Origin of the sequence: Roseicyclus sediminis, from assembly GCF_025515305.1 — a bacterium.
Classification (GTDB): Bacteria; Pseudomonadota; Alphaproteobacteria; order Rhodobacterales; family Rhodobacteraceae; genus Roseibacterium; species Roseibacterium sediminis.
In genome coordinates this window covers 14,774-27,444 of the sequence record NZ_JAOPHT010000021.1, presented here as the reverse complement: position 1 = coordinate 27,444, position 12,671 = coordinate 14,774, and the positions used below count along the sequence as shown (strand labels likewise).

At 68.0% G+C, this 12,671-nt stretch carries 10 protein-coding genes; 7 read left to right on the top strand and 3 right to left on the bottom strand.

The features are described from left to right. The first annotated feature begins 8 nt into the window (after window positions 1–8). The 5 genes from serS to N8I71_RS18645 all read left to right on the top strand — a co-directional run bounded on the left by serS (window position 9) and on the right by N8I71_RS18645 (window position 4,868). Window positions 9–1,301 (top strand): serine--tRNA ligase, encoded by a 1,293-nt coding sequence (gene serS / locus N8I71_RS18665; protein ID WP_262879542.1) that lies wholly within the window; start codon window positions 9–11, stop codon window positions 1,299–1,301. Continuing rightward, window positions 1,294–2,043, top strand: coding sequence for a hypothetical protein (locus N8I71_RS18660; protein ID WP_262879541.1), 750 nt, complete (start codon window positions 1,294–1,296; stop codon window positions 2,041–2,043). The genes serS and N8I71_RS18660 overlap by 8 nt, the downstream gene beginning before the upstream one ends. A gap of 126 nt (window positions 2,044–2,169) precedes the next feature. After that, complete coding sequence (gene surE / locus N8I71_RS18655) at window positions 2,170–2,955, top strand: 5'/3'-nucleotidase SurE (RefSeq protein ID WP_262879540.1); 786 nt, start codon at window positions 2,170–2,172, stop codon at window positions 2,953–2,955. Further along, window positions 2,952–3,593, top strand: a complete 642-nt coding sequence (locus N8I71_RS18650) for a protein-L-isoaspartate(D-aspartate) O-methyltransferase (protein ID WP_262879539.1) — start codon at window positions 2,952–2,954, stop codon at window positions 3,591–3,593. The genes surE and N8I71_RS18650 overlap by 4 nt, the downstream gene beginning before the upstream one ends. A gap of 159 nt (window positions 3,594–3,752) precedes the next feature. Continuing rightward, entirely contained in the window at window positions 3,753–4,868 is a 1,116-nt protein-coding gene (locus N8I71_RS18645) for a peptidoglycan DD-metalloendopeptidase family protein (protein ID WP_262879538.1), read from the top strand. Window positions 4,869–4,983: 115 nt separating this feature from the next. Here N8I71_RS18645 and bchJ read toward each other — a convergent pair whose 3' ends face one another. Both bchJ and bchE read right to left on the bottom strand, forming a co-directional pair. After that, window positions 4,984–5,577, bottom strand: coding sequence for a bacteriochlorophyll 4-vinyl reductase (bchJ, locus tag N8I71_RS18640; RefSeq protein ID WP_262879537.1), 594 nt, complete (start codon window positions 5,575–5,577; stop codon window positions 4,984–4,986). Between the two features lie 5 nt (window positions 5,578–5,582). Beyond that, a complete protein-coding gene (gene bchE / locus N8I71_RS18635; protein WP_262879536.1) occupies window positions 5,583–7,259 on the bottom strand; it encodes a magnesium-protoporphyrin IX monomethyl ester anaerobic oxidative cyclase in 1,677 nt (558 codons plus the stop codon). A 160-nt stretch (window positions 7,260–7,419) separates the two neighbouring features. Here bchE and N8I71_RS18630 point away from each other — a divergent pair, with 160 nt between their 5' ends. Beyond that, window positions 7,420–8,649, top strand: a complete 1,230-nt coding sequence (locus N8I71_RS18630) for a cyclopropane-fatty-acyl-phospholipid synthase family protein (RefSeq protein ID WP_316249267.1) — start codon at window positions 7,420–7,422, stop codon at window positions 8,647–8,649. A gap of 46 nt (window positions 8,650–8,695) precedes the next feature. Here N8I71_RS18630 and N8I71_RS18625 read toward each other — a convergent pair whose 3' ends face one another. Continuing rightward, complete coding sequence (locus tag N8I71_RS18625; RefSeq protein ID WP_262879534.1) at window positions 8,696–9,025, bottom strand: DMT family transporter; 330 nt, start codon at window positions 9,023–9,025, stop codon at window positions 8,696–8,698. Between the two features lie 184 nt (window positions 9,026–9,209). Here N8I71_RS18625 and carB point away from each other — a divergent pair, with 184 nt between their 5' ends. Beyond that, window positions 9,210–12,539, top strand: a complete 3,330-nt coding sequence (gene carB / locus N8I71_RS18620; RefSeq protein WP_262879533.1) for a carbamoyl-phosphate synthase large subunit — start codon at window positions 9,210–9,212, stop codon at window positions 12,537–12,539. Window positions 12,540–12,671 lie beyond the last annotated feature (132 nt).

The following is a 12,671-nucleotide window of genomic DNA, read 5'->3' as shown; positions in this document are numbered from 1 at the left end:
CCCGGAAGATGCACGATATCCGCGCCATCCGCGAGGCCCCGGAGGCCTTCGACGCCGCCCTTGCCCGCCGTGGGCTTTCGGCCCAATCGCCCGCGATCCTCGCCCTCGACGAGGCGCGCCGCGCCTGCATCTCGTGGTCGGAGGCAGCGCTCGCCGAACGGAACGCGGCCTCGAAGGAGGTCGGCGCGGCAAAGGCCCGTGGCGACGACGCGGAGTTCGAACGCCTGCGCGCGCTGGTGTCCGAGCGCAAGGACGAGATCGCGCGGCTCGAGGACGAGGCGAAGGAGAAGGACGCGGCCCTGCGCGACCTGCTCGCCGGCATCCCGAACCTGCCCTACGACGACGTGCCGGACGGCGCCGACGAGGCCGACAACGTGGAGCTTCACCGTTGGGGCAGCCCGCGCGCCTTCGACTTCGCGCCCAAGGAGCATTTCGAGATCACCGGCATCGCCCCCGGCATGGATTTCGAGACCGCCGCGAAGCTTTCTGGTTCGCGCTTCGTGCTGATGCAGGGGGCGGTCGCGCGGCTTCACCGGGCGCTCGCGCAGTTCATGCTCGACGTCCACACCGAGGAGAACGGCCTGACCGAGGTGAACGGTCCCGTCCTCGTCCGCGACGAGACGATGTACGGCACCGGGCAATTGCCGAAATTCGGCGAGGACAGCTATGCCACCACGAATGGCTGGTGGCTGATCCCGACCTCCGAGGTCTCGCTTACCAACATCGTGGCGGGTGAGATCGTCGAGGAGGCCGCACTTCCGTTCCGGTATACCGCCCATTCGCTCTGCTTCCGCTCCGAGGCCGGGTCGGCGGGCCGCGACACGGCCGGCATGCTGCGCCAGCACCAGTTCGAGAAGGTCGAGATGGTATCGATCACCCATCCCGATCAGTCCGACGACGAGCAGAAGCGCATGCTGCGCTGCGCCGAGGGCATCCTCGAGCGGCTCGGCATCCCCTACCGCACCGTGGTCCTGTGCACAGGCGACATGGGCTTCGGCGCGCGGCGGACCTACGATATCGAGGCGTGGCTACCGGGACAGAACACCTACCGCGAGATCTCCTCGGTCTCGACCTGCGGCGATTTCCAGGCGCGGCGGATGAACGCGCGCTTCCGGCCAGAGGGCGGCGGCAAGCCCGAGTTCGTGCACACGCTGAACGGCTCGGGCCTCGCCGTGGGGCGCTGCCTGATCGCGGTCCTCGAGAACGGACAAGAGGCGGACGGGTCGGTGGTTCTGCCGCAGGCACTCCATCCCTACATGAGAGGGGCGAGCCGCATCACCCCGGAGGGAACACTTGCCTGAAGACCCGACACTTGAACGGCCCGACGACCCGAAGGACACCGCGAAGCTGAAGGCGGTGCTCGTCCTCGTGGCCAGCATAGCCTTCGTCGTGACGCCGTTCCTGACGCAGCCCTTCACCGGGTTCGACCCGTCTCAGATGCCCGTGCCGGTGGACGATCCGCCGATCCAGCCTGCCGGCTGGGCCTTCGCGATCTGGGGGGTGATCTATCTCTGGCTTCTCGCTTCGGCGGGCTTCGGGCTGTTCAAGCGCGACACGGACGCCGGCTGGGACGCGGTCCGCTGGCCCCTGTTCGTCAGCGTGGCCATCGGGGCGTCGTGGATCGGCATCGCGCTGACGGCGCCGGCAATGGCGACGTTCCTGATCTGGGTGATGCTGGGCGGCGCGCTGCTTGCGCTTGCGGCCGCGCCCGCCAAGGACCGCGCCTGGCTCGCCCTTCCGCTGGGGCTCTATGCCGGATGGCTCACCGCGGCGAGTTGCGTGGCGCTGGCGACGGTGGTGGCAGGCTACGGCATCGCAAGCGTGCAGGTCTCGGGCTGGGCCTGCCTCTTGCTCGCGCTCCTGATCGCGGTCACGGCGACCCAGCGGCTGCGCGTCCCGACCTATCCGCTGGCGGTGGCCTGGGCGCTGTCGGGCATCGTCGCCGCCAACGCCCTGTCCGCGCCCGCCTTCGCGGGCGTGGCGCTCGGCGGGGTTCTCGGCATGGTCTGGCTTGCGCTCAAGGTCCTGCGCCCCGCGAGCTGAGCCTGCCGATCGGCAACGCACCGGCACCGAAGCCACCCGCCCGCCTTGCCGCCGAAGGGAGCAGAAGCTACACGCGGAACAAGGACAGGCGGCCGGGTCAGGCGGCCGGGGCGACGGGGGCGATCGATGCGGATTCTCATCACCAATGACGACGGGATCAACGCGCCGGGGCTCGAAATCCTCCGGGCCATCGCCGAGGAGGTCGCCGGCCCCGGGGGCGAGGTCTGGACCGTGGCGCCCGCCTTCGAGCAGTCGGGCGTCGGGCACTGCATCTCCTACGTCCACCCCACGATGATCGCCGAACTCGGGCCCCGGCGCTTCGCCGCCGAAGGCAGTCCCGCGGATTGCGTGATGGCCGCGCTGTTCGACGTGATGACGGACAATCCGCCCGACCTTGTCCTGTCGGGCGTGAACCGGGGCAACAACGCCGCGGAGAACGTGCTCTATTCCGGGACCATCGGCGGTGCGATGGAGGCCGCGCTGAACGGCCTGCCCGCCATCGCGCTCAGCCAGTATTTCGGCCCCGGAAACATCGATCTCGAAAACGCCTTCGACGCCGCCGCCGTCCATGGCGCGTCTCTGGTCAAGCGGCTCTGGCAGCAGGGCACATGGGACCGCGCGGATTACCGCGTCTTCTACAACGTGAACTTCCCCCCCGTCGCCGCCGAGCAGGTGCGCGGCACGCGCGCCACCGCCCAAGGCTTCCGGCGCGGCACCGGGTTCTCGATGGAACCGCATGTCGCCCCCAACGGGCGACGTTTCCTCTGGATCAAGGGCGGGCCGCAGAACATCCCGACCGAGCCCGGAACGGATGCCCATGCCAATCTCGACGGCTATATCTCGGTGACGCCCCTGCGCGCCGACCTGACCGCGCACGAGGCGATCGAGGGTTTGAGGGCCGCGATCGAATGATGGACGACGCGACGCGCAAGATGCAGTTCCTGTTCCACCTGCGCCAGAAGGGCGTGACGGATCCGCGCGTGCTCTCGGCCATGGAACGGATCGACCGCGGCGCGTTCGTCCGCGGACATTTCGCCGACCGGGCCTACGAGGACATGCCGCTGCCGATATCCTGCGGGCAGACGATCAGCCAGCCCTCCGTGGTCGGGCTGATGACGCAGGCGCTCGACGTTCAGCCGCGCGACACCGTGCTCGAGATCGGCACCGGCTCGGGCTACCAGGCGGCGGTTCTCAGTCTTCTGGCGCGGCGCGTCTACACGATAGACCGGCACCGCGGCCTGACGCGCGCGGCCGAGGTCCTGTTCACGCGGCTGGGCCTGTCGAACATCACGGTCCTGACGGGCGACGGAAGCTTCGGCCTGCCCGAGCAGGGGCCGTTCGACCGCATCCTCGTGACGGCGGCGGCCGAGGACCCGCCCGGGCCGCTGCTGCGGCAACTCAAGGTGGGCGGCACCATGGTCGTGCCCGTGGGCCAGTCCGACGCGGTCCAGAGCCTCATCCGCGTGACCCGGACGCAGGACGGCTACGACTACGACGAGATCCTGCCGGTGCGCTTCGTACCGCTCATCGAGGGCGTGGCCGAGGAGTGAAGCCGGTTGCGGGGCTGGAAAGCCGGCGCCGCTGCGGTATAAACAGGACAGACGAGGCTTGGGGGCCGCCCCGGCGCCGGGTGCGGCGCAGGCGGGCACCCCGAGGGCAGAACAACAAGACCGGATCACCCACGGACCGGACCAGACAGGACACGCGCCATGCCCCGCCGCTTGCATCTGACCGTCATAGGCCTGTCGGTGGCCCTTCTTTCGGGGTGCGTCGGGACCTTCCCGGACCTCGACTTCCGCGGCAACTCGATTTCCGGGGCCCGCACCGAAACCGCGCCGCGGCCCGAACCCGACGCGAACGGGCTGATCAGCTACGAAAGCTACCAGGTGGTGGTCGCCCGGCGCGGCGACACGGTTTCCGATGTGGCGGGGCGGATCGGCCTGACACCCCAGGAACTGGCGAGCTTCAATGGACGGAGTGCCGGCGATCTCCTTCGTGAGGGCGAGGTTCTCGCCCTGCCACGCCGCGTCAGCCCCGCCGGCGGCACGGGCACCGACATCGCCTCCATCGCACGCGGCGCGATCGACGAGGCCGAGGCCGGGACACCGACCACCGGCCCGCAGGTCCAGCCCGGCATCGAACCGGTGCGCCACCGTGTCGGCCGCGGCGAGACAGCCTATTCGATCGCACGGCTCTACGGGGTCTCGGTTCGTTCGCTCGCCGAGTGGAACGGGCTCGGCCCCGACCTCGCGGTGCGCGAGAACCAGTACCTGATGATCCCGATCGTCCTCGACGAGAACGGGCGCCAGGAAGTGGCGGCACGGCCCGGCGCCGGGATCGCGCCCGCCCCGCCTTCGGCCGCGCAACCCCTGCCCGATGCGATCGAGACCGCGCCGCTTCCGCCGGCCACCGGCGGGGGACCGGCCGCACCGACGCCCGCCCCCGCACCTGCCCCCGCCGCGCCGGCGCCCGACACCTCGGCCCGCTTCATCCGCCCGGTGGAGGGGCCGATCCTGCGCGCCTATTCCTCGGCGAACGAGGGGATCGACATCTCGGCGGCCGCCGGGACAGCGGTGCGCGCGGCCGGTGACGGCGAGGTGGCGGCGATCACCCAGGACACCGACCGCGTGCCGATCCTGGTGATCCGGCATTCGGACGGCCTCCTGACGGTCTATGCCAACATCCGCAACATCCGCGTGGAGCGCGGCGAGAGCGTCAGCCGCGGACAGACAGTGGCGGAGGTCGGCGACGGCGATCCGTCCTTCCTGCATTTCGAGGTGCGCCGCGGTTTCGAGGCCGTGGACCCCGACCGCTACCTGCCCTGACGCGCCAGACCGCGGCGAACCGGGCATCGAGCCCGGTCCGCCACGGGCCTCCGGCGGGAGTTTTTCTTCCAGGATGAAGGGAAAAGGGCTTCGCGGCACCCGGGCGGGCGTGCCGTCAGCCCGCGTCGCGGTACATCTCGAAGCGGCAGGAGTATGCGCCCTGGGCGCAGCAATGCGTTTCCCGGCAACGCCAGTTCCGGCCGCAGAGCGCGGAGAAGAGCCGCTCGAAGACGGCCGCGTGCCAGTGGCAGAGCGGGGTTTCCGAGTGTTCGCCGCGGACCACCGGGTTGTCCGCGATCTCGAAAGCGACGGGCCAGGTCGAGGCGAGGCGAAACGCGCCCGAGCCGCAGAAGGTCCAGGCGTGCTTTTCGACGGCGCGCGCGAGGATCGGCGCGGAGAGCCTTGCCGGCATAAGGCGCAGAAGGGCTTGCGCCTTCCTCGGGATGCGGTTGGCGAGGATGTAGTCGCCGGTTCGCCACCCCGCCTCGCGGGCAAGCATCGGCGCCACGTCGGGCAGTTCCGCACGCATGGCCTGGTGAAGGCGGGCGGCGGGCGCCTCGTCGATCATTCCGGCCGCCGGGTCGGGCAGCTCGAAGACGCCGGCCATGGCGAGGAGATGCGAGGTCATGTCCGGTCCCGCGGCGTCGCGCAGGACCGGAACGAGTTGCAGGATCGCGTTGGGGCCGATCCGGGCCGTGCTCTCGGCCATGGGCCTTACTCCGCGGGCTCCACCATCTGTTGGGTGCCGCCGCCGCAGGCTTTCACGTCTTGCGCTGCCGCTTCGCTGCTTGCGCTCGGACCGACCGCAGCGCCGTTGGGCATCTTGAACGACGTGTCCCGCGAGACCTTGCGCGCGCGTTTCTGCGCGGCGAGGTCCTGGGTGGACTGCCAGTCGTCCATCTGGGCCTTGGCGATGGTGCGGGTCCGGTCGAAGTTGAAGACGACCTTGTCCTTCGACTGCGGGCCCCAGTAGTTGTGCTTGCCGAGGTCGTAGAAGGACCGCTGGAAGCCCGCCTTGGCGAAGGCCTTGAGACAGCCGAGCAGGTATTTCCGCCGGTAGCCGGTGCCGCGCCACGGATAGTAGAACAGCGCCTTGCGCGAGTAGAACCGCCGGTAGTTGTGCATCACCCGGTCCAGAAGCGTCGCGCGGTCCATCGCGGCGGGCTTCATGATCGGGGTGACGAAGTTGTACTTCGAGAAGTCGAAGATCTCGACCTGGTCCTTCAGCTCCTGGAAGAGCGGCGTGAAGGGCCAGGGCGTGTACATCGCCCAGTTGGCGAGGTCGGGCTGCCAGTCCCAGGCCATCTGGAAGGTTTCCTCCAGCGTCTCGGGCGTCTCGTTGTCGAGACCCACGATGAACTGCGCCTCCACGAAGATGTCGGCCTCGCGCAGGAGGCGGATCGCCTCCTTGTTGTCGGCGACCTTGGTTTCCTTGTTGAACTGGTCGAGCTTCATCTGCGCCGCGGCCTCCGTGCCCAGCGAGACGTGGACGAGGCCGGCGCGGCGGTAGAGCGGCAGAAGCTCCTTGTCGCGCATGATGTCGGTGACGCGGGTGTTGATGCCCCATTGGACGCGGCGAGGCAGGTCGCGGGCGATCAGCTCCTCGCAGAACTGGATGAACTTGCGGCGGTTGATGGTGGGTTCCTCGTCGGCGAGGATGAAGAAGCCGACGTCATGCTCGTTCACGAGGTTCTCGATCTCGTCGACGACCTTGATCGGGTCACGCACGCGGTAGTCGCGCCAGAACTTCCACTGCGAGCAGAAGGAGCAGGTGAAGGGACAGCCGCGCGCCATGTTCGGGATCGCCACGCGCACGCCGAGCGGCACGTAGATGTATTTCGACCATTCGAGCAGCGACCAGTCGGGGGTGATTCCATCGATGTCCTTCACGGTGGCCGCGGCGGGCGTCGCCACGATCTCATCGCCGTCCATGAAGGCGAGGCCCTTGATCTCTCGGCGGCGTTCCGCCAACGCGCCGTCCGCGATGGCGCGCATCAGCTCGACGATGATCTCCTCGCCCTCGCCCCGGACGATGACGTCGATGTCCTTCGCCTCGGACAGGACCTGCCGGTACATGAAGGTGGCGTGGATCCCGCCGAGGATCGTGACGGCGTCGGGAAGCACCTCCTTGGCGAGCGCGAGCGTTTCTTCGGCTACATAGATGGAGGGGGTGATGGCGGTCGTTCCCACAACATCGGGCTGCAACTCGGCCAGTTTCACGCGAAGCTGGCCGGGCGTCAGGTCATGGGTCATCGCGTCGATGAAGTGGATGTCGTCGAAGCCCGCCGCCTTCAGCGAACCCGCGAGATAGGCCACCCAGGCAGGCGGCCAGTTCCCTGCGATCTCGGCGCCCCCGGAGTGGTAATTGGGGTGAATAAGACAGATGCGCATGGCCCGACTCCCTGAGTTTTGTCAACTCAGCGGATCACAGTTTGTGTAAACCTGAATTGACACATGTCAAAGAACGCCAACGCGACCCTTGAAAAACCCCCACGAATTCGCGCAAAATTGTCGCAGTCAAAGATGGACCGATAACGCGGGGGTGTGCGCGATGTGGGACCGGATGCTTGACCGAATGCTGCGCGATTTCATCGCTGTCGGCGCGCTGCAGGTCCAATTCCCCAACGGCGAGGTACTGCGCTATGGCGAGGCGGAAGCCGAGCCCGTGACGCTGAGGATCGGCGATCCCGGGCTTCCGCGGCGACTGGTCCTCAACACCGAGATGGCGCTTGGTGAAGGCTACATGGACGGCGGCCTGGCCATCGATGGCGACGACCTCGGCGGGCTGCTGGCGCTTGCCACGCGAAACGCGGCGGCCAATGGCGGGGTCTGGTGGCGGCGCCTCACGCAGACGCTCCGCTATGCCCGCCGCAAGATCGACCAGAACAATCCCGCCTTCCGCGCGCGGCAGAACGTGGCGCATCACTACGACCTGTCCGGCGCGCTCTACGATCTCTTCCTCGACGCCGACCGGCAGTATTCCTGCGCCTATTTCGCCAATCCGTCGATGACATTGGAAGAGGCACAGGCGGCCAAGAAGCATCACATCGCCGCCAAGCTCCTGCTGGAGCCGGGGATGGAGGTGTTCGAGATCGGCTGCGGCTGGGGCGGCATGGCCCTGACGCTGGCGCGCGACTACGGCGTGAAGGTCCTGGGCGTCACGCTGAGCGAGGAGCAGCACAAGGTCGCCACCGCGCGCGCCGAGGCGGCTGGCCTGTCGGACCGCGTCCGCTTCGAGCTGAAGGACTACCGCGCGGTCAAGGGCACCTTCGACCGGATCGTGTCGATCGGCATGTTCGAGCACGTGGGCGTGCCGCATTACCGGGAATACTTCGACACCGTTCGGGAGCGTCTGAACGAGGGCGGCGTCGCGTTGATCCACACGATCGGGCGGGCCGCGCCACCGGGCGCCACGAGCCCCTGGATCACGAAGTACATCTTCCCCGGGGGCTACGTGCCCGCGCTGTCGGAAATGGCGACGGCGGTCGAGGCCGCAGGTCTCTATCCCACGGACCTTGAGGTCTGGCGGCTTCACTATGCCGAGACGCTGAAGCACTGGCACGACCGCTTCGTGGCGAACGAGGACAAGGCGCGCGCGCTCTATGACGAGCGGTTCTGCCGCATGTGGCGCTATTATCTGAAGGCCAGCGAGATGACCTTCCGCCACAACCGCCAGTGCGTCTTCCAGGTGCAGCTTGCCCGGGCGCAGGAGGCGGTTCCGCTGACGCGCGACTACCTTTATCCGCGTCACGACGCGGCGCGGCTTTCGGCGGCGGAGTGATCCACCCGACGCCTCGGGCACGGACCTTCGCAGGAAGGTCGGTGCCTCAGGCGGCGGTCGTGTCCGACAGGAGGTTCAGCACCATGACCCCGGCCACGATCAGGCCGATGCCGACCCAGGCGGCGGTATCGAGCTTCTGGCCGTAGACCACGAGGCCGATGACGGTGACGGCAGCCACGCCGAGGCCGGACCAGATCGCGTAGGTCACGCCGAGGGGGAGGACAAGCAGCACCCGCGCCAGGAGGTAGAAGGCGGTGCCATAGGCGAAAACCACGACGACGACCGCGCCGGGGCGGGTGAACCCCGCCGAGGCCTTGAGGGCCGTCGTGCCGATCACCTCGGCCACGATGGCGAGGATCAGAAGCAGCCAGTGCATGGCGCGCCCTCCGGATGATGCCAATCTGCAGTCCAACGCGTAGGCGTGGCCGCCCACGCTGGCAAGCCATGCAGTGTCGCGGCGGCGTTCCTCCCTTGCGCCCCGGTGCCGCCTGTCTATAACACCGCCAATTTGCGCGCCCGTGGCGCGCGAAACGCACGCGCCGAAAGCCCCGGGGGAACCGATGCCGAAAAGAACCGACATCCGCTCGATCATGATCATCGGAGCGGGGCCTATCGTCATCGGCCAGGCCTGCGAGTTCGACTATTCCGGCGCCCAGGCCTGCAAGGCGCTGCGCGAGGAAGGCTACCGCGTCATCCTCGTCAACTCGAACCCCGCCACGATCATGACGGACCCGGGCCTCGCCGACGCGACCTATATCGAGCCGATCACGCCCGAGGTCGTCGCCAAGATCATCGAGAAGGAGCGTCCCGACGCGCTCTTGCCGACGATGGGCGGGCAGACCGGCCTGAACACGTCGCTCGCGCTCGAGGAGATGGGCGTTCTGGCCAAGTTCGGCGTCGAGATGATCGGCGCCAAGCGCGAAGCCATCGAAATGGCCGAGGATCGCAAGCTGTTCCGCGAGGCGATGGACCGGATCGGGCTGGAGAACCCGCGCGCCACCATCGTCAGCGCGCCGAAGAAGCCGGACGGCAAGTACGACATCAAGGCAGGCCTGCAGACCGCCATCGACGCAATCGAATATGTCGGCCTTCCCGCCATCATCCGCCCCGCCTTCACGCTCGGCGGCACCGGCGGTGGCGTGGCCTACAACCGCGAGGAATACGAGCACTACTGCCGCACCGGCATGGAGGCCTCACCCGTCGCACAGATCCTCGTCGACGAGAGCCTGCTGGGCTGGAAGGAATACGAGATGGAAGTCGTGCGCGACCGCGCCGACAACGCCATCATCGTCTGCTCGATCGAGAACGTGGACCCGATGGGCGTGCACACGGGCGACTCGATCACGGTCGCGCCCGCGCTGACGCTGACCGACAAGGAATACCAGATCATGCGCAACGGCAGCATCGCCGTCCTGCGCGAGATCGGCGTGGAGACCGGCGGCTCCAACGTCCAGTGGGCGGTGAACCCGGCGGACGGGCGTATGGTGGTCATCGAGATGAACCCCCGCGTCAGCCGCTCCTCGGCGCTGGCGTCCAAGGCCACCGGCTTTCCGATCGCCAAGATCGCGGCCAAGCTGGCTGTGGGTTACACTCTGGATGAATTGGATAACGATATCACGAAAGTGACACCCGCATCCTTCGAACCCACCATCGATTACGTGGTCACGAAGATCCCGAGGTTCGCTTTTGAAAAGTTCCCGGGCGCGGAACCGACCCTCACGACGGCCATGAAGTCGGTGGGCGAGGCCATGGCCATCGGCCGCAGCTTCCACGAGAGCGTGCAGAAGGCGCTGGCCTCTCTCGAGACCGGTCTGAGCGGTTTCGACGAGATCGAGATCCCCGGCGCGCCGGACAAGGCCGCGGTCGTGAAGGCCCTGAGCCGGCAGACGCCCGACCGGTTGCGGATCGTGGCGCAGGCGATGCGCCACGGGCTGTCGGACGACGAGATCGGCGCGGCGACGAAGTTCGACCCCTGGTTCATCGCCCGCATCCGCGAAATCGTCGAGACAGAGGCGCAGGTCCGCCGCGACGGCCTGCCGATGACGGAAGAGGGTCTGCGGCGGCTGAAGATGATGGGCTTCACCGACGCGCGCCTTGCCACCCTCACCGGGCGGGAGGAAAGCAACATCCGCCGCGCCCGCCTGAACCTCGGCGTGACGGCGCAGTTCAAGCGGATCGACACCTGCGCCGCCGAGTTCGAGGCGCAGACGCCCTACATGTATTCGACCTACGAACACCCCACGATGGGCGAGCCCGAATGCGAGGCGCGGCCCAGCGCGGCGAAGAAGGTGGTCATCCTCGGCGGCGGCCCGAACCGGATCGGCCAGGGGATCGAGTTCGACTACTGCTGCTGCCACGCCTGCTTCGCGCTGAGCGATGCGGGCTATGAGACCATCATGGTCAACTGCAACCCCGAGACCGTCTCGACCGACTACGACACCTCCGACCGCCTCTATTTCGAGCCGCTGACCTTCGAACATGTCATGGAAATCCTGCGCGTCGAGCAGGACAAGGGCACGCTTCACGGCGTCATCGTGCAGTTCGGCGGGCAGACGCCGCTCAAGCTCGCCAACGCGCTGCATGACGCCGGCATCCCCATTCTCGGCACGACGCCCGACGCCATCGACCTCGCCGAGGACCGGGAGCGGTTCCAGCAGCTGGTCCACCGGCTGGGCCTGAAACAGCCGGAGAACGCCATCGCGACGACCGACGCGCAGGCCAAGGCCGCCGCCGAGAAACTCGGTTATCCGCTGGTGATCCGTCCGTCCTACGTGCTTGGCGGCCGGGCCATGGAGATCGTGCGCGACACGGCTCATCTCGACCGCTACATCCGTGACGCGGTGGTGGTGTCGGGCGACAGCCCCGTGCTTCTCGACAGCTATCTCGACGGCGCGACCGAGGTCGACGTCGACGCGCTCTGCGATGGCGTGGCCGTGCATGTGGCTGGAATCATGCAGCATATCGAGGAAGCCGGCGTGCACTCCGGCGACAGCGCTTGCTCCCTGCCGCCGCACACCCTGTCCAAGGAGGTGCAGGACCAGATCATCGCCCAGACCGAGGCACTCGCCCGCGCGCTCCATGTGGTGGGGCTGATGAACGTGCAGTTCGCCGTGAAGGGCGAGGATATCTACCTCATCGAGGTGAACCCCCGCGCCTCGCGCACCGTGCCGTTCGTCGCCAAGGCGACGGACAGCGCCATCGCCTCGATCGCCGCCAGGCTGATGGCGGGCGAGAAGCTCGCCGATTTCCCGCTGGCCGAGCCGCATGTGCCGGTCGACGACGACACCCCCATCGTGCCCGGCGACCCGATGAGCCTTGCGGATTTCCGCACGCCATGGTTCTCGGTGAAGGAGGCGGTGATGCCCTTCGCCCGTTTCCCCGGCGTGGATACGCTTCTCGGTCCCGAGATGCGCTCGACCGGCGAGGTCATGGGCTGGGACCGGACCTTCCCGCGCGCCTTCCTCAAGGCACAGCTCGGCGCAGGGACGGTTTTGCCCGACGCGGGCACCGTCTTCATCTCGATCAAGGATGCCGACAAGGGACCGATCCTGCTGGAGACGGCGCGCATGCTGACCGACCTCGGCCTGACGCTTCTGGCGACGCGGGGCACGGCTTCCTACCTCGCCGAGCACGGCATCGCGTCCGACGTCGTGAACAAGGCCTACGAGGGCGGCCGGACCGTGGTCGACATCATAAAGGATGGCGGCGTGCAACTGGTGCTGAACACGACCGAAGGCGCGCAGGCGGTGGAGGATTCCCGTTCCATGCGCGCGGTGACGCTGGCCGACAAGATCCCCTATTTCACGACGCTCGCCGCCAGCCACGCGGCCGCCCAGGCGATGCGCGCCGCGCGGGAAGGCGAACTGGGGGTGCGGTCGCTGCAGGTCTAGCGGGCCGGCGGCTGGCCGCGCCACGCGGCCGGGTTTTCCCGCACGGCACTGCAGGCGCTGACGACCTACCGGGGAGAAGCGGAGGTTTATCCCCCTTTTCGCAGGGCCCTGCCATCGCCTAACCTTGGTCCA

What these genes read in the sequence shown, in the direction of transcription:
- serS (WP_262879542.1), top strand. Translation starts at nt 9, where the DNA reads ATGCACGATATCCGCGCCATCCGCGAGGCCCCGGAGGCCTTCGACGCC.
- surE (WP_262879540.1), top strand. Translation starts at nt 2,170, where the DNA reads ATGCGGATTCTCATCACCAATGACGACGGGATCAACGCGCCGGGGCTC.
- N8I71_RS18650 (WP_262879539.1), top strand. Translation starts at nt 2,952, where the DNA reads ATGATGGACGACGCGACGCGCAAGATGCAGTTCCTGTTCCACCTGCGC.
- N8I71_RS18645 (WP_262879538.1), top strand. Translation starts at nt 3,753, where the DNA reads ATGCCCCGCCGCTTGCATCTGACCGTCATAGGCCTGTCGGTGGCCCTT.
- bchJ (WP_262879537.1), bottom strand. Translation starts at nt 5,577, where the DNA reads ATGGCCGAGAGCACGGCCCGGATCGGCCCCAACGCGATCCTGCAACTC.
- bchE (WP_262879536.1), bottom strand. Translation starts at nt 7,259, where the DNA reads ATGCGCATCTGTCTTATTCACCCCAATTACCACTCCGGGGGCGCCGAG.
- N8I71_RS18630 (WP_316249267.1), top strand. Translation starts at nt 7,420, where the DNA reads ATGTGGGACCGGATGCTTGACCGAATGCTGCGCGATTTCATCGCTGTC.
- N8I71_RS18625 (WP_262879534.1), bottom strand. Translation starts at nt 9,025, where the DNA reads ATGCACTGGCTGCTTCTGATCCTCGCCATCGTGGCCGAGGTGATCGGC.
- carB (WP_262879533.1), top strand. Translation starts at nt 9,210, where the DNA reads ATGCCGAAAAGAACCGACATCCGCTCGATCATGATCATCGGAGCGGGG.